This window comes from Kosakonia sp. H7A (genome assembly GCF_003028445.1).
Taxonomy (GTDB): domain Bacteria; phylum Pseudomonadota; class Gammaproteobacteria; order Enterobacterales; family Enterobacteriaceae; genus Kosakonia; species Kosakonia radicincitans.
Map to the genome: position 1 here is coordinate 54,317 of NZ_PYTZ01000015.1, position 19,572 is coordinate 73,888.

At 53.9% G+C, this 19,572-nt stretch carries 18 protein-coding genes; 11 read left to right on the plus strand and 7 right to left on the minus strand.

Annotation, left to right across the window (positions count from 1 at the left end):
- Window positions 1-35 precede the first annotated feature (35 nt).
- The 3 genes from pldB to CWM66_RS26900 all read left to right on the plus strand — a co-directional run bounded on the left by pldB (window position 36) and on the right by CWM66_RS26900 (window position 2,858).
- Complete coding sequence (pldB, locus tag CWM66_RS26890; protein ID WP_090398673.1) at window positions 36-1,028, plus strand: lysophospholipase L2; 993 nt, start codon at window positions 36-38, stop codon at window positions 1,026-1,028.
- Between the two features lie 25 nt (window positions 1,029-1,053).
- On the plus strand, window positions 1,054-1,854 hold the full coding sequence (yigL, locus tag CWM66_RS26895; RefSeq protein WP_007369153.1) for a sugar/pyridoxal phosphate phosphatase YigL: 801 nt from the start codon (window positions 1,054-1,056) through the stop codon (window positions 1,852-1,854).
- Window positions 1,855-1,958: 104 nt separating this feature from the next.
- A complete protein-coding gene (locus tag CWM66_RS26900; RefSeq protein WP_064568866.1) occupies window positions 1,959-2,858 on the plus strand; it encodes a carboxylate/amino acid/amine transporter in 900 nt (299 codons plus the stop codon).
- On the opposite strand, the gene metR is transcribed toward CWM66_RS26900, so the two are convergent.
- Window positions 2,746-3,699, minus strand: coding sequence for an HTH-type transcriptional regulator MetR (metR, locus tag CWM66_RS26905; RefSeq protein ID WP_007369151.1), 954 nt, complete (start codon window positions 3,697-3,699; stop codon window positions 2,746-2,748). The two genes, CWM66_RS26900 and metR, sit on opposite strands and share 113 nt — an antisense overlap.
- A gap of 245 nt (window positions 3,700-3,944) precedes the next feature.
- Here metR and metE point away from each other — a divergent pair, with 245 nt between their 5' ends.
- A complete protein-coding gene (gene metE, locus CWM66_RS26915; RefSeq protein ID WP_071921783.1) occupies window positions 3,945-6,206 on the plus strand; it encodes a 5-methyltetrahydropteroyltriglutamate--homocysteine S-methyltransferase in 2,262 nt (753 codons plus the stop codon).
- 47 nt (window positions 6,207-6,253) lie between these two features.
- Here metE and CWM66_RS26920 read toward each other — a convergent pair whose 3' ends face one another.
- From CWM66_RS26920 to CWM66_RS26945, 6 genes are all read right to left on the minus strand, one after another.
- Complete coding sequence (locus CWM66_RS26920; RefSeq protein WP_007369149.1) at window positions 6,254-6,760, minus strand: hypothetical protein; 507 nt, start codon at window positions 6,758-6,760, stop codon at window positions 6,254-6,256.
- Between the two features lie 148 nt (window positions 6,761-6,908).
- Entirely contained in the window at window positions 6,909-7,415 is a 507-nt protein-coding gene (locus tag CWM66_RS26925; RefSeq protein ID WP_035889533.1) for a hypothetical protein, read from the minus strand.
- Between the two features lie 138 nt (window positions 7,416-7,553).
- Window positions 7,554-7,997, minus strand: coding sequence for an AfaD family invasin (afaD, locus tag CWM66_RS26930; protein WP_158262968.1), 444 nt, complete (start codon window positions 7,995-7,997; stop codon window positions 7,554-7,556).
- An 11-nt stretch (window positions 7,998-8,008) separates the two neighbouring features.
- On the minus strand, window positions 8,009-10,591 hold the full coding sequence (locus CWM66_RS26935; protein ID WP_158262969.1) for a fimbria/pilus outer membrane usher protein: 2,583 nt from the start codon (window positions 10,589-10,591) through the stop codon (window positions 8,009-8,011).
- 229 nt (window positions 10,592-10,820) lie between these two features.
- Window positions 10,821-11,567: a fimbria/pilus periplasmic chaperone gene (locus tag CWM66_RS26940; protein WP_233218436.1), complete on the minus strand. Its 747-nt coding sequence runs from the start codon at window positions 11,565-11,567 to the stop codon at window positions 10,821-10,823.
- Between the two features lie 581 nt (window positions 11,568-12,148).
- Window positions 12,149-12,955: a dienelactone hydrolase family protein gene (locus CWM66_RS26945; protein WP_007369142.1), complete on the minus strand. Its 807-nt coding sequence runs from the start codon at window positions 12,953-12,955 to the stop codon at window positions 12,149-12,151.
- Between the two features lie 260 nt (window positions 12,956-13,215).
- On the opposite strand from CWM66_RS26945, the gene udp reads away from it, so the two are divergent.
- From udp to tatB, 7 genes are all read left to right on the plus strand, one after another.
- Window positions 13,216-13,977: a uridine phosphorylase gene (udp, locus tag CWM66_RS26950; RefSeq protein WP_035889531.1), complete on the plus strand. Its 762-nt coding sequence runs from the start codon at window positions 13,216-13,218 to the stop codon at window positions 13,975-13,977.
- A gap of 152 nt (window positions 13,978-14,129) precedes the next feature.
- Window positions 14,130-15,587, plus strand: a complete 1,458-nt coding sequence (rmuC, locus tag CWM66_RS26955; protein ID WP_035889556.1) for a DNA recombination protein RmuC — start codon at window positions 14,130-14,132, stop codon at window positions 15,585-15,587.
- A gap of 66 nt (window positions 15,588-15,653) precedes the next feature.
- Window positions 15,654-16,409: a bifunctional demethylmenaquinone methyltransferase/2-methoxy-6-polyprenyl-1,4-benzoquinol methylase UbiE gene (ubiE, locus tag CWM66_RS26960; protein ID WP_007369139.1), complete on the plus strand. Its 756-nt coding sequence runs from the start codon at window positions 15,654-15,656 to the stop codon at window positions 16,407-16,409.
- 11 nt (window positions 16,410-16,420) lie between these two features.
- Window positions 16,421-17,026, plus strand: a complete 606-nt coding sequence (locus CWM66_RS26965) for an SCP2 domain-containing protein (RefSeq protein ID WP_035889528.1) — start codon at window positions 16,421-16,423, stop codon at window positions 17,024-17,026.
- Complete coding sequence (ubiB, locus tag CWM66_RS26970) at window positions 17,023-18,663, plus strand: ubiquinone biosynthesis regulatory protein kinase UbiB (RefSeq protein ID WP_007369137.1); 1,641 nt, start codon at window positions 17,023-17,025, stop codon at window positions 18,661-18,663. The genes CWM66_RS26965 and ubiB overlap by 4 nt, the downstream gene beginning before the upstream one ends.
- A 116-nt stretch (window positions 18,664-18,779) precedes the next feature.
- Complete coding sequence (gene tatA, locus CWM66_RS26975; RefSeq protein ID WP_007369136.1) at window positions 18,780-19,043, plus strand: Sec-independent protein translocase subunit TatA; 264 nt, start codon at window positions 18,780-18,782, stop codon at window positions 19,041-19,043.
- Window positions 19,044-19,046: 3 nt separating this feature from the next.
- Window positions 19,047-19,571, plus strand: a complete 525-nt coding sequence (tatB, locus tag CWM66_RS26980; protein WP_007369135.1) for a Sec-independent protein translocase protein TatB — start codon at window positions 19,047-19,049, stop codon at window positions 19,569-19,571.
- Window position 19,572 lies beyond the last annotated feature (1 nt).

The window sequence follows — 19,572 nt, forward strand, 5'->3', positions numbered from 1 at the left end:
AACGATTTTACATGGCTAACAGGGGCGAAATTCCGATGTTTCGGCAAAAAACGGCCTGGGAAACCAGAGAAAAAGCGTTCGCGGCATTTACCACCGGGCCGCTGATGGATTTCTGGCGCTCGCGTGAAGAAGCCGTGTTTACCGGTGTCGATAATGTACCCGTCAGTTTTGTCCGCTTTCGCGATCGTCGCCACGATCGGGTGATTGTGATTTGTCCGGGCCGCATTGAAAGTTATGTCAAATACGCCGAACTGGCGTATGACCTGTTCTACCTCGGTTACGATGTGTTGATTATCGATCACCGCGGGCAGGGGCGCTCCGGGCGGATGTTGGCGGATACGCACCGGGGTCATGTGGTCAACTTTAGCGATTATGTTGATGATTTGGCGGCATTCTGGCAGCAGGAAGTCGCAGACGGTCCCTGGCGCAAACGTTATATCCTGGCGCATTCGATGGGCGGCGCGATCTCCACGCTCTTCTTACAGCGTTATCCGCATGTCTGTAATGCTATTGCCCTGTGCGCGCCGATGTTCGGCATTATCATTCGCCTGCCGGAGTGGATGGTACGCCCGCTGCTTGACTGGGCGGAAAGCTATCCGCGTCTTCGCGACAATTACGCTATCGGCACCGGAAGCTGGCGCGCATTGCCGTTCGCGATTAACGTGCTGACCCACAGCCGCGAGCGTTACCGGCGCAATCTGCGTTTTTATGCCGACGAACCGACGCTGCGTGTGGGCGGGCCGACGTGGCACTGGGTGCGCGAAGGCATTCTGGCCGGAGAACACGCGCTGGCAGGGGCGGCAAACGATGACACCCCAACATTAATTATTCAGGCAGAAGAGGAGCACGTGGTGGATAACCGCATGCAACAACGCTTCTGCGAAATTCGCGCTGCGGCGGGCCACCCTTGTGAAGGGGGAAAACCGTTTGTTATACCCGGCGCGTACCATGAGATCCTTTTCGAAAAGGACGCTATGCGCTCGGTCGCGCTCAACGCCATCGTCGAATTCTTCGACCGGCATAACTAATTATTTATTGAGGTAAAATTTTCCTATGTACCAGGTTGTTGCGTCTGATTTAGATGGCACGTTGCTCTCCCCTGACCACACACTGTCACCTTTCGCGAAAGAAACGTTAAAACTGCTGACCGGCCACGGCGTCAATTTTGTTTTTGCTACCGGTCGCCACCATGTCGATGTCGGGCAAATCCGCGATAATCTCGGCATCAAGGCGTATATGATCACCTCCAACGGCGCGCGCGTGCACGATACCGATGGAAATCTGGTCTTTAGCCACAATCTGGATCGCGATATCGCCAGCGATCTGTTCGGTGTGATGCACAACGAGAAAGATATCATTACCAATGTCTACCGTAACGACGAATGGTTTATGAACCGCCATCGCCCTGACGAGATGCGTTTTTTCAAAGAAGCGGTGTTCCAGTATTCGCTGTATGAGCCGGGCTTACTGGAGCCGGAAGGCATCAGCAAAGTCTTCTTCACCTGCGACAGCCATGAAAAACTGCTGCCGCTGGAGCAGGCGATCAATGCGCGCTGGGGCGACCGTGTCAACGTCAGCTTCTCAACGCTAACCTGCCTGGAAGTGATGGCGGGCGGCGTATCGAAAGGGCATGCGCTGGAAGCCGTTGCCGGTGCGCTGGGCTATGGTCTGAAGGATTGCATCGCCTTTGGCGATGGCATGAACGATGCTGAAATGCTGTCGATGGCCGGTAAGGGCTGCATTATGGGCAACGCCCATCAGCGCCTGAAAGATCTGCATCCGGAGCTGGAAGTGATTGGCACCAATGCGGATAACGCCGTGCCACATTACCTGCGTAAATTGTTCCTGCAATAAGATTGATGTCTGGTTATTAAATAATCAGACGTAAACCAAATACTCAAACTTTGCGCAATTGAGTTCGCTACAATGAAGCCTCACTATTTTGAGAGAGCTTCATTGTGGCGTTACTGATCATCACCACGATCCTGTGGGCCTTTTCCTTTAGCCTGATAGGCGAATACCTTGCTGGCCATGTTGACAGCTATTTCTCCGTGCTGATGCGCGTGGGGCTGGCGGCGCTGGTGTTTTTACCGTTCCTGCGCACGCGCGGGCACAACCTGAAAACCATTGGCCTCTATATGCTGGTGGGCGCGATGCAGCTTGGCATTATGTACCTGTTCAGCTTTCAGGCGTATCTCTACCTGACGGTCTCTGAATTCCTGCTGTTTACTGTCTTCACGCCGCTGTACGTTACGCTGATTTACGATCTGCTGAGTAAGCGCGGGCTGCGCTGGAGCTACGCCCTGAGCGCCGGGCTGGCGGTGATTGGCGCGGCGATTATTCGTTATGACAAAGTCAGCGATCACTTCTGGATCGGTTTGATTCTGGTACAGCTGGCGAACATCAGCTTCGCCATTGGCATGGTTGGTTATAAACGCCTGATGGAAACGCGGCCCATGCCGCAGCATAACGCCTTTGCGTGGTTCTATCTGGGGGCATTTGTTGTTGCTGTCACCGCATGGTTTGTGATGGGTAACCCGCAGAAGCTGCCGACAACCACTTTGCAGTGGGGCGTGCTGGTATGGCTGGGCGTGGTCGCTTCCGGTCTGGGTTACTTTATGTGGAACTACGGCGCAACGCAGGTTGACGCCGGGACGCTCGGCATTATGAACAATGTGCATGTTCCCGCCGGGCTGCTGGTCAACCTCGCTATCTGGCAGGAACAGCCGCACTGGCCGAGCTTTATTATTGGTGGTTCGGTGATAATGGCTTCGCTGTGGGTACATCGCCGTTGGGTCGCTCCGCGCTCCGCACAAACGGCAGGTGATCGCACGCGTGGTTCCGCGCTGAGCGAATAAACGCTTCTGTAACCGGCTGACGCTGCTCGCCGTCGCGCACCGCCGCGTACAGCCGGCTCCACAATCCTTCGCCCAGGGTTTTGGTCACCACCAGACCCTGGCGTTCAAAACTCTCCACCACCCAGTGCGGCAGCGCCGCGATCCCCATCCGGGCGGCAACCATCTGAATCAACAATAGCGTGTTATCAACGCTTTTCAGCGCCGGGCTGATGCCCGCCGGTTGCAGGAAATGACGCCAGATATCAAGGCGGCTACGCTGCACCGGGTAGATCAGCAGCGTTTCGCTGGCAAGATCGTCCGGTGTGATGCGCGCTTTTGCCGCCAGCGGATGATCCGGCGCCATCACCAGCCGTACCTCAAAATCAAACATCGGTGAATAGTGCAGGCCGCTGCGCGGCAGAATGTCGGATGTCATCACCAGGTCAAGCTCACCCTGTTGTAGCGCAGGCTGCGGGTCAAAGGTCACGCCGGATTTGAAATCCATCTCCACCTGCGGCCAGTTCTGGCGGAAGTTCTCAAGTGCAGGCGTTAGCCATTGAATACAGCTATGGCACTCAATCGCGATGCGCAACGTGGCTTGCTGCGGCTCGTTACAAGCCTGCAGCGCGCGGCTGATTTGCGGCAGAACCTGATTGGCCAGTTGCAGCAGGATCTCGCCCTGCGGCGTAAAACGCAGCGGCTGACTTTTACGCACAAACAGACGAAAGCCGAGGCGTTGTTCCAGATCGCTGAACTGGTGGGAAAGCGCCGACTGCGTCTGATGCAACGTTGCCGCTGCTGCAGCCAGCGACCCGCTGTTTCGTAACGCCTGTAGCGTTTTCAGGTGTTTAATTTCGATCATGAATGTCCTTCACCCCGGCATGAACAATTTGCGCTTGAGGTTTATACAGTACCTTCACAATATGGATGTGTAAACATCTGGACGTCTAAACTCGTCATATTTCGACTTGCAGGTGCGTTGGCTGCCTTGCGCGCCCCAGTCACTTACTTCAGTAAGCTCCTGGGGACACGCTACGTTGCCGCCTTCCTGCCAGCCGAACTATTTAGAGTTTTACATTCAGAATCAAATAATTAAAGGAAGAAGACATGACAATACAAAACCACACCCTCGGTTTTCCTCGCGTCGGCCTGCGTCGCGAGCTGAAAAAAGCGCAAGAAAGTTACTGGGCGGGAAATTCTTCTCGCGAAGAGTTGCTGGCGGTAGGGCGCGAGCTGCGCGCCCGTCACTGGGATCAACAAAAACAGGCCGGGATCGACCTGCTGCCGGTCGGTGATTTCGCCTGGTACGACCATGTTCTGACCACCAGCCTGCTGCTGGGCAATGTGCCGGCTCGTCATCAGAACAACGACGGCTCTGTCGATATCGATACCCTGTTCCGCATCGGCCGCGGTCGCGCACCGACCGGCGAACCGGCGGCAGCGGCAGAGATGACCAAATGGTTTAACACCAACTACCACTACATGGTGCCGGAATTCAGCAAAGGCCAGCAATTCAAACTGACCTGGACGCAACTGCTGGATGAAGTGGACGAAGCGCTGGCGCTGGGCCACAAGGTGAAACCCGTACTGCTTGGGCCGGTCACATACCTGTGGCTGGGCAAAGTGAAAGGCGAACAATTCGATCGCTTAAGCCTGCTGAACGATATTTTGCCGGTTTACCAGCAAGTGCTGGCCGAACTGGCGAAACGCGGTATTGAGTGGGTGCAGATAGACGAACCGGCGCTGGTGCTGGAACTGCCGCAAGCGTGGCTGGACGCCTTCAAACCGGCGTATGACGCCCTGAACGGCAAAGTAAAACTGTTGCTGACCACCTATTTCGAAGGCGTCACGCCGAACCTGGACACCATTACCGCGTTGCCGGTGCAGGGTCTGCATGTCGATCTGGTACACGGTAAAGACAACGTTGCGCAGCTGCATCAGCGTCTGCCTGCCGACTGGCTGCTCTCTGCCGGTCTGGTGAATGGCCGTAACGTCTGGCGCGCCGATCTGAGTGAAAAATATGCGCAGATTAAGGATGTGGTCGGCAAACGCCCGCTATGGGTTGCCTCTTCCTGCTCGCTGCTGCACAGCCCGATCGATCTGAGTGTTGAGACACGTCTTGATGCCGAAGTGAAAAGCTGGTTCGCCTTCGCCCTGCAAAAATGTGAAGAACTGGCGCTGTTACGTGATGCCCTGAACAGCGGCAACACAGAAAAACTGAATGAATGGAGCGCCCCGATCCAGGCGCGCCGCCACTCTACCCGCGTGCACAACCCGGCGGTGGCAAAACGTCTGGCGGCGATCACCGCGCAGGACAGCCAGCGCGCGCGTCCGTACGCTGAGCGTGCACAAGCGCAGCGCGTGCGTTTCAACCTGCCAGCGTGGCCGACCACGACTATCGGCTCGTTCCCGCAAACCACCGAGATCCGCGGCTTGCGTCTGGATTTTAAACAGGGACGTTTAGATGCGGGCAATTACCGCACCGGTATCGCTGAACACATTAAACAGGCGATTATTGAACAGGAGCGTTTGGGGCTGGATGTGCTGGTACACGGCGAAGCTGAACGTAACGACATGGTGGAATACTTCGGTGAACACCTTGATGGTTTCGTCTTTACGCAAAATGGCTGGGTACAGAGCTACGGCTCTCGCTGCGTGAAGCCGCCGGTAGTGATCGGCGATGTGAGCCGCCCGGAAGCGATTACCGTCGAGTGGGCGAAGTACGCACAATCGCTGACCGACAAACCGGTCAAAGGCATGCTGACCGGTCCGGTCACCATCCTCTGCTGGTCTTTCCCGCGCGAAGATGTCACCCGCGAAACCATCGCCAAACAGATCGCGCTGGCGCTGCGTGATGAAGTGGCCGATCTGGAAGCTGCTGGCATTGGCATCATCCAGATCGACGAACCAGCACTGCGCGAAGGTTTACCGCTGCGCCGCAGCGACTGGGAGGCTTATCTGGCGTGGGGTGTGGAAGCGTTCCGTATTAATGCGGCGGTGGCGAAAGATGACACGCAGATCCACACACATATGTGTTATTGCGAGTTCAACGACATCATGGATTCTATCGCCGCGCTGGATGCGGATGTGATCACCATCGAAACCTCGCGTTCGGATATGGAACTGCTGGAGTCGTTCGAAGAGTTCGAATACCCGAACGAAATCGGACCGGGCGTGTACGACATTCACTCGCCGAACGTGCCGAGCGTGGAGTGGATCGAAGCCCTGCTGCAAAAAGCGGCGCAGCGCATTCCGGCACAGCGTTTGTGGGTGAACCCGGATTGCGGTCTGAAAACCCGCGGCTGGCCGGAAACCCGCGCCGCGCTGGCTAACATGGTGAAAGCCGCGCAGAACCTGCGTCAGCAGTAAACAGCCATGCGCCGCCGGAATGTTCCCCGGCGGCGTTTTTTGAGGTATTACGGCGTTTCGGTTAACAACTCCAGAGAGAGGGTGTAGACGCCGGGTTCAAACACATCGCCATCCTGGCCATAAAAGCTGAATGTTTGCTCCGCGCCAGCCGCCAGCGGGTTATTGGATTTATAAGCATCGTCCGCCGCGCTCCAGGTACTGTCGAGATTGACCCCCAGATTCGGCACAAGGTGTTTCTCCGCGCTGTTACTGGTGCTAACCCATACGATATCGCCATTACTCCCGCGAGAATCCCCCTGCCCACGGATGTAATAAGTGCCTGCGGTGGTCGATCCGTTTTTAATAATGATGGTCGCAGCATGATCCATAATAGAATCGCCAGTATAGATATTGCCTGCCCCCAGCGTTCCTTCAGCGTCCATGCCTTTGGTAATGCTCCATGATGTTGGCGCATTCAGCGTCATGGAGGTGGTCGCGCTTCCATGGGATGTCAGTGCCGCAAAACTCTGGTTGCTCATCAGGGTCAGTAAAGTAGTTAGCATTACTTTTTTCATTATCATCATTCCTTTAATTTCATTGTCATTACACAACTTTGGATGCGACAAAGACACAAAAGCTGTGGTGCGGCTTCTCATTCAGGAAAACCGTAAAAATGGGTAGAGCAGTTAACCCTCTATGCCAGCGTGACCTCACGCAGCGGTGTTACGGCGTTTCAGTTAACAACTCGATCGAGAGGTTATAAGTGCCGGGTTCAAATGTATCGCCGGCCTGCCCATAAAAACTGAACGTTTTCTCATCGCCTGCACCCAGCGGGTTGTTCGATTTAAAGGCGGTGTCGGCGGCACTCCAGGTACTGTCGAGCGTGGTGGTAAGATTTGATACAACGTGTTTTTGCGTACTGTCGCTGGCATTGACCCACACAATTGTGCCGTCGGTCTCAAGGGAATCCCCTTGTCCGCGAATGTAGTACGTGCCCGCCGCCGTCGAGTCGTTCTTAATAATGATGGTCGCAGCATGGTTCAGAATGCTGTCGTCGGTATAGGTGTTGCCTGCCCCAAGGATTCCTTCTGCTTCTACGCCTTTGGTGATGCTCCATATTGCTGGTGCGTTAAGGGTCATGCTGGTGGTGGCGCTACCGTGGGATGTCAGCGCGGCAAAACTCTGGCTGCTCATCAGCGCCAGTAAGGTGGTCAGCATTATCTTTTTCATAAATCATTCCTTTAGTTTCATCATCGTTAATTGATCCCGCGCCGCATACCTGGACGTGGGTGGCGTCACCTTTACAGGTGACAACCTGTTGCGCAGGCTTCCGATCCTGAAGCCAGCGTAATGCGTTGTGCTCGTTGTTCAGGGGACGATGGCAAGCGCGTTGGCCGTAATGACGTACTCATCGGCAACGGCTTGCTGGTTTCCGTCGATGACAATCTGAAAGCTGGCTCGCGTCGCGGAAGTGCTCCTGACAATGCCGCCTCGATCCTTGTTCTCCCCTGACCAGCCTTCACCTGCCAGCCGGATCCGCAATTGGTGCGCAGAATTACGTTTTCCCGTCAGTACATAGCGCCCCGGTGCCGAAGTGCTCTTCTGTGCATTCAGCCAGACCAGATACCCGGAATGTGCCTCCTGAAAAACCATCCGGCCGCGGCCGATAACAGTGCCATCACGCAATTTGGTGTCCTGGGGCGGACGTATGTTCAGCGTGACTTCTGGTATGGTTTCCGCTGCCTGCGCCTCTGCTGCGGGTAAACAGATCGCGGTTGCTATCAGTAACGGGAGTGCGATTTTCTTTTTCATTTCAGATACCTTCATGCTGAATGGCACATTGCGCTAAGGGCATAGATACCCGCCGAGCTTTTTTCTTCAGGCAGACGGTAGTCCGCTATGCACGAGCGTTCATGACCCAGCGAGACCAGGAGTCTTCCCGTTTGTGGAAGCCCGCTCATGTAAACCTCTCCACCATCACCCGTAATGCCTGCTCCGGTATTGGTCTCATTACCCGCAAGCGTGACCAACGCGCCAAAGGGCACCAGACGGTTATTCGCCTGAGTCAGCGTGATGACGGCACGGGCACCTGTCCGGGTTGAGAATTTCGCCGCGATGACTGCACCTGCTGTGGGGACTATCCGGGTGTCCGTTTGCGGGACTTCAACATCAGCGGGTAGGGTATTGGGATCGAGCGTCACTAAATTCGCCTGATAGGGCATCACATAGTCCAGCGTGGTGTATCCACGAAAATCGGTTTTCACTCCGGGGATATCGCCTGCCGATACGCCTGCTGCGCCCGGCGCTTCCACCAGCGCCACGGTTTCTCCCAGCGGCTGGCCCAGCGTGATCCCATGGCGATGAATCACTACGCCGCCAGCCAAGCCCGCATTCATCTGTCGGGAGGATGGGCTATAGCGATAGCCGCCTTTCAATTCACCATAAGCGCCGCGCCAGGTCAGATTAACCAGGCTGCTGTTTCGGTCAGTCGCCGGGTTGCCTGGCGTCATCCGTTCACGTACATCCCAACTCAGACGGCGATCAAAACTGTCGCCATTCAGTCCCATCTCATGCTGCGCACCGCGTATATCCCCGTTTACCATCTGATAACTGGCCCGTGTGTGGTTTCCCATCCAGCGATCCAGAGGCAGGCTAATCCAGAAACTCACTTCCCGATCCGTTTTACGCCCGGCTGGCTGCGCGCCGCTGTGGTAAACCGGCTCCTGGCGTTGCGTCCAGTTCAATGAGCATGTGGCATCGTGGAAACTTGTGGACCAGGAGACCATCAGCTCATCCCGCGTCCCGCGCTGTTGCCAGTAGCTCTCCCTGGCCCCCGTCAGGCTCACTGAACCCCACTGTCCCAGGGACTGGCTGAGCGTCAGGCTGGAGCGCGTTTTACGGCGCAAATTGTTCTGATTCAGGTATTCGCCAGCGTCATGCGCCCGATCACTGTCCAGCACTGCCGACAATCCGTGGAATCCCGACGAGGCGTAGCGGTAGCTGGAAAATGTGAATGCAGTATTCGTCGCTTCAATGTTTTTGCTGTAGCGCACGCGCCAGGCGCTGCCTTGTGCATGCGCTTTTCTGTGCGGCTTTCTCTGTTCCTGAATGCCATCCAGCGAAATAGCGCCCAACCTATTGAGTGATACCCCTAACCCCAGCGATGCTGCGCTGTAATGTGCTGCGCCCTGTAAACCACCGTAGGCCGTTATGCCCCATGGCAGCCCATACATCAGTGACGCCTGAGCAACATAACTATCGCTGACCGCGCCATTTGACGGGCGATAGCGACCGCTCATCAGGTTGTATTTGAAGTAACCTTCACGCAGCGCGATAGCTGGCGTGGTCGAGGGCACAATAAAACTTTGCTGGCGCCCGTCGTTTTCAAAAACTGTCACCTGTAAGTCGCCGCCGTCACCGGCGGAGGGAAGATCTGTCAACGCAAACGGCCCTGGTGCAACGGTGGTGCTGTAAATCACATAATTGCTACGTTTGACTTCAATCCGGGCCTGCGTATGCGCGATCCCCCGAATAACAGGGGCGAACTCTCTTTGGTTATAGGGAACCATTGCTTCATCGGAGCCAAGCATCACTCCCCGAAATGGAATGCTGTCAAAGATGTCGGCCGGGGTATAACGATCCCCCAATGCCAGACGGCTTTTCAGGCCATATAATCCGCGTTCCGCATAGGTCCAGGCTGTCTGCCATTTTCCTGGCGATTGGCCCTCTTTCTGCCAGGTTGTCAGGTTCCGCAAACGCCAGGCACCGAGATTCGCTCCCGGTTCGAGCTGGGCAAATATGGTGCTATTCGTTGAGGATCCACTGCCTGATGACGTCGAACGGGCCGTATTTATGCGGTAATTCATCCGCAGGGCAGGAATGCCATCATCCCAGAGTTCCTGCGGCGCGAGACCTGATACCTTCGGGCGCAGTGCTGCCTGCGGGACACTGAGCAACAATTGCTGCCGATAAAACTGGAATGTTTCTGTCGCCTGCGGAATAGCCGTCAGCGCCGCACATTGCTGTGTTTCGTCATCGGTTGTTTTCTCTGAAGCGCGAGCGGCAAACAGACCAGGGTACTGTTCTGTTTTCACGCCATACTGTGTCAGCAGTGCTTCAGTCAGGCAGGTTTTCAGAAAACGCTTGCCACTTTTATCACGCGCCTGGTGGAATACCATCTCCCTGGAGTCCACCACGTCGCCATTTAGCAAAATGTCTACCGGGTAAATTCCAGGTAGCTGGCTTCCTTCGTTAAAAACCGAAATATCAACGTTTCTTCCTTCTTCGCCACCTAACAGTGCGGGATCAAATGACCAGCTTTCTGCCGCCGCATTCACTGATGAACATGTGCAGGCAGCTATCCCAAAAGAGAATAATGGCAGAATATAATATTGTTTTACTGTCATATAAATGTGAGTTAAACAACGTTGAATATTATTGTTTTATAAACAGTAATGTGGCCCTAAATATATCTTCTGCCCTTCGATAAACACAAAATCAAAGAGGATAAAAACGCGCATCGTTGTCATAGAGCAAGAGTGGTCTCAATAAATTAGCACCTGCATGTTAATTTCACATATTCATATGCATAATAAATGCGCTTGCTTCTACGCCGTGTCGCATTAAATAACATGGTTATTCTGCGTTAGTTTGCCAGGTCTGGCTTTCACCGCCGTAATCGTTCACGATCTTCCATTCAATCCTTTTACTTCTTGTCGCGGAAGGCAGTGTGAAATCACGCGAAGAGAAGGGCGCAACGTACTTGATATCCTGTACGGTAATGTCATTAATTTTTAGTGTACTGATATTAATGTAAAACGGTGAGTTATTCGTTGCGGTCAACTTATTACCGTGCTGTTGCCATTGCAGGCGATTTTCTGCATCGTCAGGATGGCCTTTTAACGCGCCTGGCCGAATGAGCAGTTTGATGCAATTATTTATAGTGAGTTGAATGTTCAGTGATACTTTATCGGCCTTTTCTTTTGCCCACTCGTCTCCCGCTTTAGGGGGAATTCCCTTAACACATAACCACTGTAAAGTTTCACGGTCGGCCCTGAAATTACCGCCGGTGCGCACAATACGTAATCGGCTGGACTGCTGTCCGTCCAGGCGCATCAGCGGGGGCGTTACAACAAACGGTGCTTTATTCTTCCTGTTTTCCTCCAGCGCCTGAGACTGAATCAGAATGGGGTAATCCTGCGGATTGGTTACCGTCAGGGTTGTACCGTTAGACGCAGGATCATAAATCAAACGAGAGGCGCCAAGCTGGACTGAAAACGTTTGGGTCGACGTTGCAGAATGGGAGGATGCGGCTGAGGCGATGTCAGGGAAAAAACAAATAGATACGGCTAAAAGTGACAATGCTGAAATATTTTTTTTCACGTGACTACCCTGTATGAAAATATAAGAAAAAACGCTAATAAATAGTTGCGCAGAAGAAATCATTTTTTACGGAACTTAGTCCGGGTTTTGTTATGTCCAACACCACTCTGTGGTGTTAGTCTGTGCAGTTATTTAGTGCCGTCAAAAAATATGAGTCATTCCTTTTTTAATATGCGCTAAGCATAATCTTATTAAAGGCGCTTGCCTGTAATAAGGTGTATCTAAAGTATTGCATGGAAGAGAAGAACAGGTAAACCAGCCAGGTTCAATGTCTGGTCGCCACAAAAATGTAAAATCATTTTTTTTGCTGGTGTTTTTTTATGCTGAAATTATAAAAGACATTAAAATACATGCTATTAAAAGATGCTATCGTTGAGTGTTTTCGGGGGAGCAATTTCTTATTTCTGATAGGGTAATGGAATTTTCTTGATCCCATCAAACTTTTTCTTAATGAAAAACGAAGATTTCATATAAATCAGTTTCCCTTCATTCAGTGTTAATACGGTCAGAAATTCCTGAAATTCTCGTATTAGCATTTTATTTTTAATATTGCTGGCCGGGGAATTTCCCCGGCACGGATATTATTTTTTACTGTACTGGGCAAACCATGTCAGCATGCGTTGCCAGCCATCTTTTGCCGACTCTTCATGATAACTCGGGCGGTAGTCGGCATTAAAGGCATGGCCCGCTTCCGGGTAAATCACAATCTCGGCAGTGGCATTGGCTGCCCGCAGCGCCTGGCGCATAGTTTCCACGCTTTCGAGCGGAATGCCGGTATCCTGCGCACCGTATAAACCCAGTACCGGCGCGGTCAGATCGGTTGCGACATCTACCGGGTGGCGCGGCGAGTTGAGAGATTTCTCTCCCACCAGCTTACCGTACCAGGCTACCGCGGCTTTCAACTGCGGGTTATGCGCCGCATACAGCCAGGCGATACGGCCGCCCCAGCAAAAACCGGTGATCAACAACTGATGCGCATTGCCGCCATTGCGCGCCGCCCAACTGGCGACGTGGTCGAGATCGGCCAGCACCTGGGCATCCGGCACCTTGCTGACCAGCCCGCTCAGTAGCGTCTGGATATCGGCGAAATCATTCGGATCGCCCTGGCGGAAGTAGAGTTCAGGCGCAATGGCGAGATAACCTTCCAGCGCCAGGCGGCGGCAGAGATCGCGGATATGTTCATGTACGCCGAAAATTTCCTGTACCACAATGACAATCGGCAACGGGCCATCGGCATTTTTGGGGCGGGCATGAAACGCAGGCATATTGTCACCCTGCGTTGGAATGGAGGTTTCGCCTGCGATTAGGGCGTCCTCCGGTGTGTGAACGATGGTGGAAGCGTGAGGCGAAGCCGCAGGTGCAAAGCCCGGCTGTTTGTTGGTTGTCATGGCATTCTCCATACCCTTTTATTAGCGCTCCAATAACTATAGACGGAAGGTCTGGCGCGCGCGCAAATCCCCGTTTCATCGACTATCTTTGCTGCTGCGTAGTGAGATACAGCATGTTAATGTGATATGAATCACTAATTTATGGAAATGATATGCAAACATTTTCGTTCATGGTGACGTCAATCACGAAAACGGACAGGCGCCTTCTGTAAAGTGGCTTTTTGCCTCTCCTGATAAAACCAACCACAGAGGAGTCTGTTATGTCCAGGTCTGATGTTTTTCATCTCGGTCTCACCAAAAACGATTTACAAGGGGCTACGCTGGCGATCGTCCCTGGCGATCCGGAGCGTGTGGAAAAGATCGCCGCGCTGATGGATAAGCCGGTCAAGCTGGCATCTCACCGCGAATTTACCAGCTGGCGTGCCGAACTGGATGGCAAACCAGTTATTGTGTGTTCCACCGGTATTGGCGGTCCGTCAACCTCTATCGCCGTAGAAGAACTGGCGCAGCTTGGCATCCGCACTTTTCTGCGTGTCGGCACGACCGGGGCGATTCAGCCGCATATCAATGTTGGCGATGTACTGATTACCACCGCCTCCGTGCGCCTTGATGGCGCCAGCCTGCATTTTGCGCCGATGGAATACCCGGCGGTAGCTGACTTTGCCTGCACCACGGCGCTGGTCGCAGCGGCGGATGCGATTGGCGCAACCAAACACATTGGCGTAACGGCATCTTCCGACACCTTTTACCCTGGCCAGGAGCGTTATGACACATTCTCCGGGCGTGTGGTGAAAAGCTTTAAAGGCTCAATGGAAGAGTGGCAATCAATGGGTGTGATGAATTATGAAATGGAATCCGCGACGCTGCTGACCATGTGTTCAAGCCAGGGGCTGCGCGCCGGGATGGTGGCTGGGGTGATTGTGAATCGTACCCAGCAGGAGATCCCGAACGCAGAAACGATGAAACAGACCGAAAGCCACGCCGTGAAAATCGTGGTGGAAGCTGCGCGTCGCCTGCTGTAATTCCTCTCTCCCGGTGCCCGGTAATGCTGCATTTACCGGGCCTGACAAATCCCTTTCCGTTTCTGCGTAGCGCCTCGCAGGAAAAGCCCTTCCCAACTGGACGTTTATACAGCACAATTCCCGCTGTACGGATAAGGTCTGGAGGAGGCGTGGTGGACACTTCAATCATCGTCATGGCAGCGCTGTCGCTGGCAGGATTACTGGTCGGCTGGCTGGCTGCAAGCTGGCGCGGAGCGCAGCAGCAGGCGGAATTGCTTGCCGAGCAACGTGATGTGTTTAGTGAACTGAGCGCCGCCCGCCAGCAGTTAGTTCAGAGTGAACACTGGCGTGAAGAGTGCGAACTGCTCAATAACGAGCTGCGCAGCCTGCAACATATTAACAGCTCGCTGGAAGCCGATCTTCGTGAAGTCACCACCCGTCTGGAATCCACCCAGTTGCATGCGGAAGAGAAGCTACGCCAGATGCACAGTAGCGAGCAGCGTCTCAGCGAACAATTTGAAAACCTTGCGAACCGCATTTTTGAGCAGAGCAACCGGCGGGTGGATGAACAGAACCGCCAGAGCCTGAACGGCCTGCTAACGCCGCTGCGCGAGCAGCTCGACGGTTTTCGCCGTCAGGTGCAGGAGAGCTTTGGCCAGGAAGCGCGCGAACGCCATACGCTGGCGCATGAAATCCGCAATCTGCAACAGTTGAACGCCCAGATGGCGCAGGAGGCCATCAACCTGACGCGCGCATTGAAAGGCGATAATAAAACGCAGGGCAACTGGGGCGAAGTGGTGCTGACCCGCGTGCTGGAAGCCTCCGGTCTGCGCGAAGGGTACGAGTATGAAACCCAGGTCAGCCTGGAAAACGACAGCCGCGCGCGTATGCAGCCGGATGTGATCGTGCGCTTACCGCAGGGCAAGGATGTGGTGATTGATGCCAAAATGACGTTGGTAGCCTACGAGCGCTACTTCAACGCCGAGGATGAATTTACCCGCGAAGGCGCATTGCAGGAGCATATTGCCTCGGTACGTAATCATATTCGCCTGCTGGGGCGCAAAGATTATCAGCAGCTTCCCGGCCTGCGTAGCCTCGACTACGTTCTGATGTTTATTCCGGTGGAACCGGCATTCCTGATTGCCCTCGACAGACAGCCCGAACTGATAACGGAAGCGCTGAAGAATAACATTATGCTGGTCAGCCCGACCACGCTGCTGGTGGCGCTGCGCACCATCGCCAACCTTTGGCGCTATGAGCATCAAAGTCGCAACGCACAGCAGATTGCAGAAAGGGCGAGTCGACTGTATGACAAAATGCGCCTGTTCGTTGATGACATGTCGTCCATCGGCCAGAGCCTGGATAAAGCACAGGATAATTACCGTCAGGCGATGAAAAAACTCACCGCCGGGCGCGGCAACGTGTTGGCACAGGCGGAGGCATTTCGCGGCCTTGGCGTTGAGATCAAGCGTGAGATTAATCCAGAATTAACGGCTGAAGCGCAGGCGCAGGATGAAGAGTTTCGCCTGCGAGCAGGGCAGGAAGCGTTAAACGAATATAATGAAGACAATCAGTTAGACGATGCAACGCAGGATGAGGAACCTGGCCAGAAGGCGTCATCGGCCGGTTGAATCGTAGGGCAATTGCGTCCAATCTGATACACTTCACAAACAAATTCTTAAATAGCAGGCACTAAGATGGCGGAAGATTCAAAAGAGACAACACACTTTGGTTTTCAGACCGTCGCCAAAGAAAACAAAGCCGACATGGTGGCGCATGTTTTCCATTCGGTCGCGTCAAAATATGACGTTATGAACGATTTGATGTCGATGGGCATTCACCGTTTATGGAAGCGTTTTACCATTGATTGCAGCGGCGTACGCCGTGGGCAGAAAGTTCTCGATCTGGCTGGCGGCACTGGCGATTTGACCGCTAAATTCTCGCGTCTGGTGGGTGAAACCGGGCAGGTTGTGCTGGCTGATATCAACGACTCAATGCTGAAAATGGGGCGCGAAAAGCTGCGCAACATCGGCATTATCGGTAACGTCGAGTATGTACAGGCAAACGCAGAAGCGTTGCCGTTCCCGGATAATACCTTCGACTGCATTACCATCTCTTTCGGCTTGCGCAACGTAACGGAAAAAGAGCAAGCGCTGCGCTCCATGTTCCGCGTGTTGAAACCGGGCGGGCGTCTTCTGGTGCTGGAGTTTTCCAAACCGATTATTGAGCCGCTAAGCAAAGTGTACGACGCGTACTCTTTTCATGTTCTGCCGCGCATTGGCCAACTGGTGGCAAGCGATGCCGACAGCTACCGCTATCTGGCGGAATCCATTCGTATGCATCCCGATCAGGAGACCCTGAAAGCGATGATGCAGGACGCGGGTTTTGAAAACGTTGATTACTACAATCTGACCGCCGGTATTGTTGCTCTGCACCGTGGCTACAAATTCTGACAGGAGTGCGTATGCCCTTTAAGCCGATGGTGGCCGCCGGAATCGAACGTGCGTTGAATACCTTTCTCTACCGCGAGAGCGCGCTGATATCAGCGCGTCAGCGTCTGTATGGCAAAGTTTTACGCGTTGTTTTGCAGGAGTTTTCCTCGCCGTTTGTGCTGGTGTTCAGCGAACAGCAGATCGATGTCCTGAGCGAATGGGAAGGCGAGGCCGACTGTTCGGTTATCACCCAGTTGCGGGTGCTGCCGAAATTGCGCGATCGCCAGCAACTGACTGCGCTTATCCGCAGCGGCGAGCTGGAAGTACAGGGGGATATTCAGGTCGTGCAAAACCTGGTGGCGCTTGCCGATCTTGCTGAGTTCGATCCCGCTGAGGTGCTTGCTCCCTGGACGGGTGATATTGCCGCCGAGGGGATCAGTAAATTCCTGCGCGGTGGCGCGCGCTTACTGCGCCACGGCGTTCAGCGCCAACAACGCTACGTCGCTGAAGTGTTAACCGAAGAGTGGCGCGTCGCGCCGGGCGCTCTGGAAGTGGCCTGGTTTGCAGAAGAGACGGCGGCCGTGGAACGTGCGACGGAAGCATTAGCTCAGCGCCTGGATAAACTGGAGGGCAAATGACGCCAGGTGAACTGCGGCGGCTCTATTTCATCATCCAGACTTTCTTGAGTTACGGGCTTGATGAGCTCATTCCCAGAATGCGTATCACCCTGCCGCTGCGGATCTGGCGCAGGATGCTGTTCTGGATGCCTAACCGGCACAAGGATAAAGCACTTGGAGAACGGCTGCGTCTTGCGTTGCAGGAACTGGGACCGGTGTGGATCAAATTCGGTCAAATGCTCTCTACCCGCCGCGATCTTTTCCCGCCGCTGATTGCCGATCAACTGGCAATGCTACAGGATCGTGTCGCGCCGTTTGACGGGCATCTTGCCAAACAACAGATCGAAAAAGCGATGGGCGATCTGCCTGTTGAAACCTGGTTTGACGACTTCGAGATTGAACCGCTGGCGTCTGCATCGATTGCTCAGGTTCATACCGCGCGGCTGAAAGAGAGTGGCAAAGAGGTGGTGATCAAGGTGATCCGCCCGGATATTCTGCCGGTGATCAAAGCCGATCTTAAGCTTATTTACCGCCTGGCGGCGTGGGTTCCGCGCCTGCTGCCGGACGGCCGTCGTTTACGTCCGCGTGAAGTCGTGCGGGAATATGAAAAAACGCTGATCGATGAGCTGGATTTGTTGCGTGAAGCCGCCAACGCGATCCAGTTACGGCGTAATTTCGAAAACAGCCCGATGCTGTACGTGCCGGAAATCTACTCCGACTACTGTAGCCAGAATATGCTGGTAATGGAGCGCATTTACGGTATTCCGGTCTCGGATGTTGTGGCGCTGGAAAAGAACGGCACCAACCTGAAATTGCTGGCTGAGCGCGGCGTGCAGGTCTTCTTCACCCAGGTTTTTCGCGACAGTTTTTTCCATGCCGACATGCATCCTGGCAATATTTTTGTCAGCTACGATCATCCGGAAGACCCCCAGTATATCGGCATCGATTGCGGCATTGTGGGTTCGCTCAACAAAGAGGATAAACGCTACCTGGCGGAGAACTTTATTGCCTTCTTCAACCGCGATTACCGCAAAGTGGCAGAACTGCATGTCGACTCCGGCTGGGTGCCGCCGGACACCAATGTCGAAGAGTTTGAATTCGCCATTCGTACGGTGTGCGAGCCGATATTTGAGAAGCCGCTGGCGGAAATCTCCTTTGGCCACGTGCTGCTTAATCTCTTTAACACCGCTCGTCGCTTCAATATGGAAGTGCAGCCGCAACTGGTGCTGCTGCAAAAAACCTTGCTCTACATTGAAGGTGTCGGTCGTCAGCTCTATCCGCAACTCGATTTGTGGAAAACGGCGAAACCTTTTCTCGAAACGTGGATCAAAGATCAGGTGGGTATTCCTGCGCTGGTCCGGGCGTTAAAAGAGAAAGGACCGTTCTGGATAGAGAAAATGCCGGAGCTTCCTGAACTGATCTACAACGGTTTGCAGCAAGGTAAACATTTGCAGCAGAGCGTTGATAAGATTGCCAGCGAACTACAGGTTAACCATGTACGTCAGGGGCAATCCCGTTATCTGTTTGGTATTGGTGCAACATTGTTGCTTAGTGGGACGCTACTGTTGATCAATCGGCCCGACTGGGGGCTTGCTCCCTTGTGGGTTGTCGCTGGCGGTGTTGTTGTCTGGCTGGCAGGTTGGTACAAGACGCGCTAAGCCATTGGTGCATATCGGGGGCCTGAAGCACAGAAGCTGCCAACAAAGAGGCAGCGTAATGGATAATGTGTATACTGAGGCCTGTTTTTAACATCATCTGTTACAGAGGATTATGTATGGGTGGTATCAGCATTTGGCAGTTGTTGATTATTGTCGTTATCGTCGTGCTGCTGTTCGGAACGAAAAAACTCGGTTCGATTGGCTCCGATCTTGGGGCTTCCATCAAAGGCTTTAAAAAAGCCATCAGCGATGATGATAAAGAGGAAAAGCAGGATAAATCGGCACAAGATGCAGATTTCACCGCGAAATCCCTCTCTGACGATGCAAAATCCAACGACGCTAAAAAAGACGAAAAACGTCACGACAAAGAGCAGGTGTAATTCGTGTTCGATATAGGTTTTGGCGAACTGTTACTCGTTTTTATCATCGGCCTCGTTGTGCTGGGGCCGCAGCGTCTGCCTGTGGCAGTGCGTACTATTGTGGGCTGGGTCCGCGCATTACGCTCGCTGGCGACAACGGTGCAGAATGAATTGACGCAGGAACTGAAGCTTCAGGAGTTCCAGGAAAGCCTGAAAAAGGTTGAGAAAGCGAGTCTGGAAAACCTGACGCCGGAATTAAAAGAGTCAATGGACGAACTGCGCCAGGCGGCGGAATCGATGAAGCGCTCATACAGCGTTCACGATGCGGAAAAAGCGAGCGATGAAGCAAATACCATCCATAACCCGGTGGTGAAAGAGAGCGAAGCGCAGCGCGAAGGCGTTACGCCGTCTACCGCTGAGCATCAGGCCAGCGCGCCGCAGCAAGCTCCCGAAGCCGATGAAGAGAAAAAATCGCCGACGGTAAACCCCGCGGTAAAAGACACGGCTCCGGTTTCCGACTCCTCACCTTCTTCAAGTGAAAAATCCTGAA

Excerpts from the sequence above, each read along its gene's own strand:
- tatA (WP_007369136.1), top strand. The coding sequence starts at position 18,780 with ATGGGTGGTATCAGCATTTGGCAGTTGTTGATTATTGTCGTTATCGTC.
- CWM66_RS26945 (WP_007369142.1), bottom strand. The coding sequence starts at position 12,955 with ATGACAACCAACAAACAGCCGGGCTTTGCACCTGCGGCTTCGCCTCAC.
- CWM66_RS26965 (WP_035889528.1), top strand. The coding sequence starts at position 16,421 with ATGCCCTTTAAGCCGATGGTGGCCGCCGGAATCGAACGTGCGTTGAAT.
- ubiB (WP_007369137.1), top strand. The coding sequence starts at position 17,023 with ATGACGCCAGGTGAACTGCGGCGGCTCTATTTCATCATCCAGACTTTC.
- ubiE (WP_007369139.1), top strand. The coding sequence starts at position 15,654 with ATGGCGGAAGATTCAAAAGAGACAACACACTTTGGTTTTCAGACCGTC.
- yigL (WP_007369153.1), top strand. The coding sequence starts at position 1,054 with ATGTACCAGGTTGTTGCGTCTGATTTAGATGGCACGTTGCTCTCCCCT.
- CWM66_RS26935 (WP_158262969.1), bottom strand. The coding sequence starts at position 10,591 with ATGACAGTAAAACAATATTATATTCTGCCATTATTCTCTTTTGGGATA.
- CWM66_RS26925 (WP_035889533.1), bottom strand. The coding sequence starts at position 7,415 with ATGAAAAAGATAATGCTGACCACCTTACTGGCGCTGATGAGCAGCCAG.
- CWM66_RS26920 (WP_007369149.1), bottom strand. The coding sequence starts at position 6,760 with ATGAAAAAAGTAATGCTAACTACTTTACTGACCCTGATGAGCAACCAG.
- metE (WP_071921783.1), top strand. The coding sequence starts at position 3,945 with ATGACAATACAAAACCACACCCTCGGTTTTCCTCGCGTCGGCCTGCGT.
- udp (WP_035889531.1), top strand. The coding sequence starts at position 13,216 with ATGTCCAGGTCTGATGTTTTTCATCTCGGTCTCACCAAAAACGATTTA.
- metR (WP_007369151.1), bottom strand. The coding sequence starts at position 3,699 with ATGATCGAAATTAAACACCTGAAAACGCTACAGGCGTTACGAAACAGC.
- afaD (WP_158262968.1), bottom strand. The coding sequence starts at position 7,997 with ATGAAAAAGAAAATCGCACTCCCGTTACTGATAGCAACCGCGATCTGT.
- pldB (WP_090398673.1), top strand. The coding sequence starts at position 36 with ATGTTTCGGCAAAAAACGGCCTGGGAAACCAGAGAAAAAGCGTTCGCG.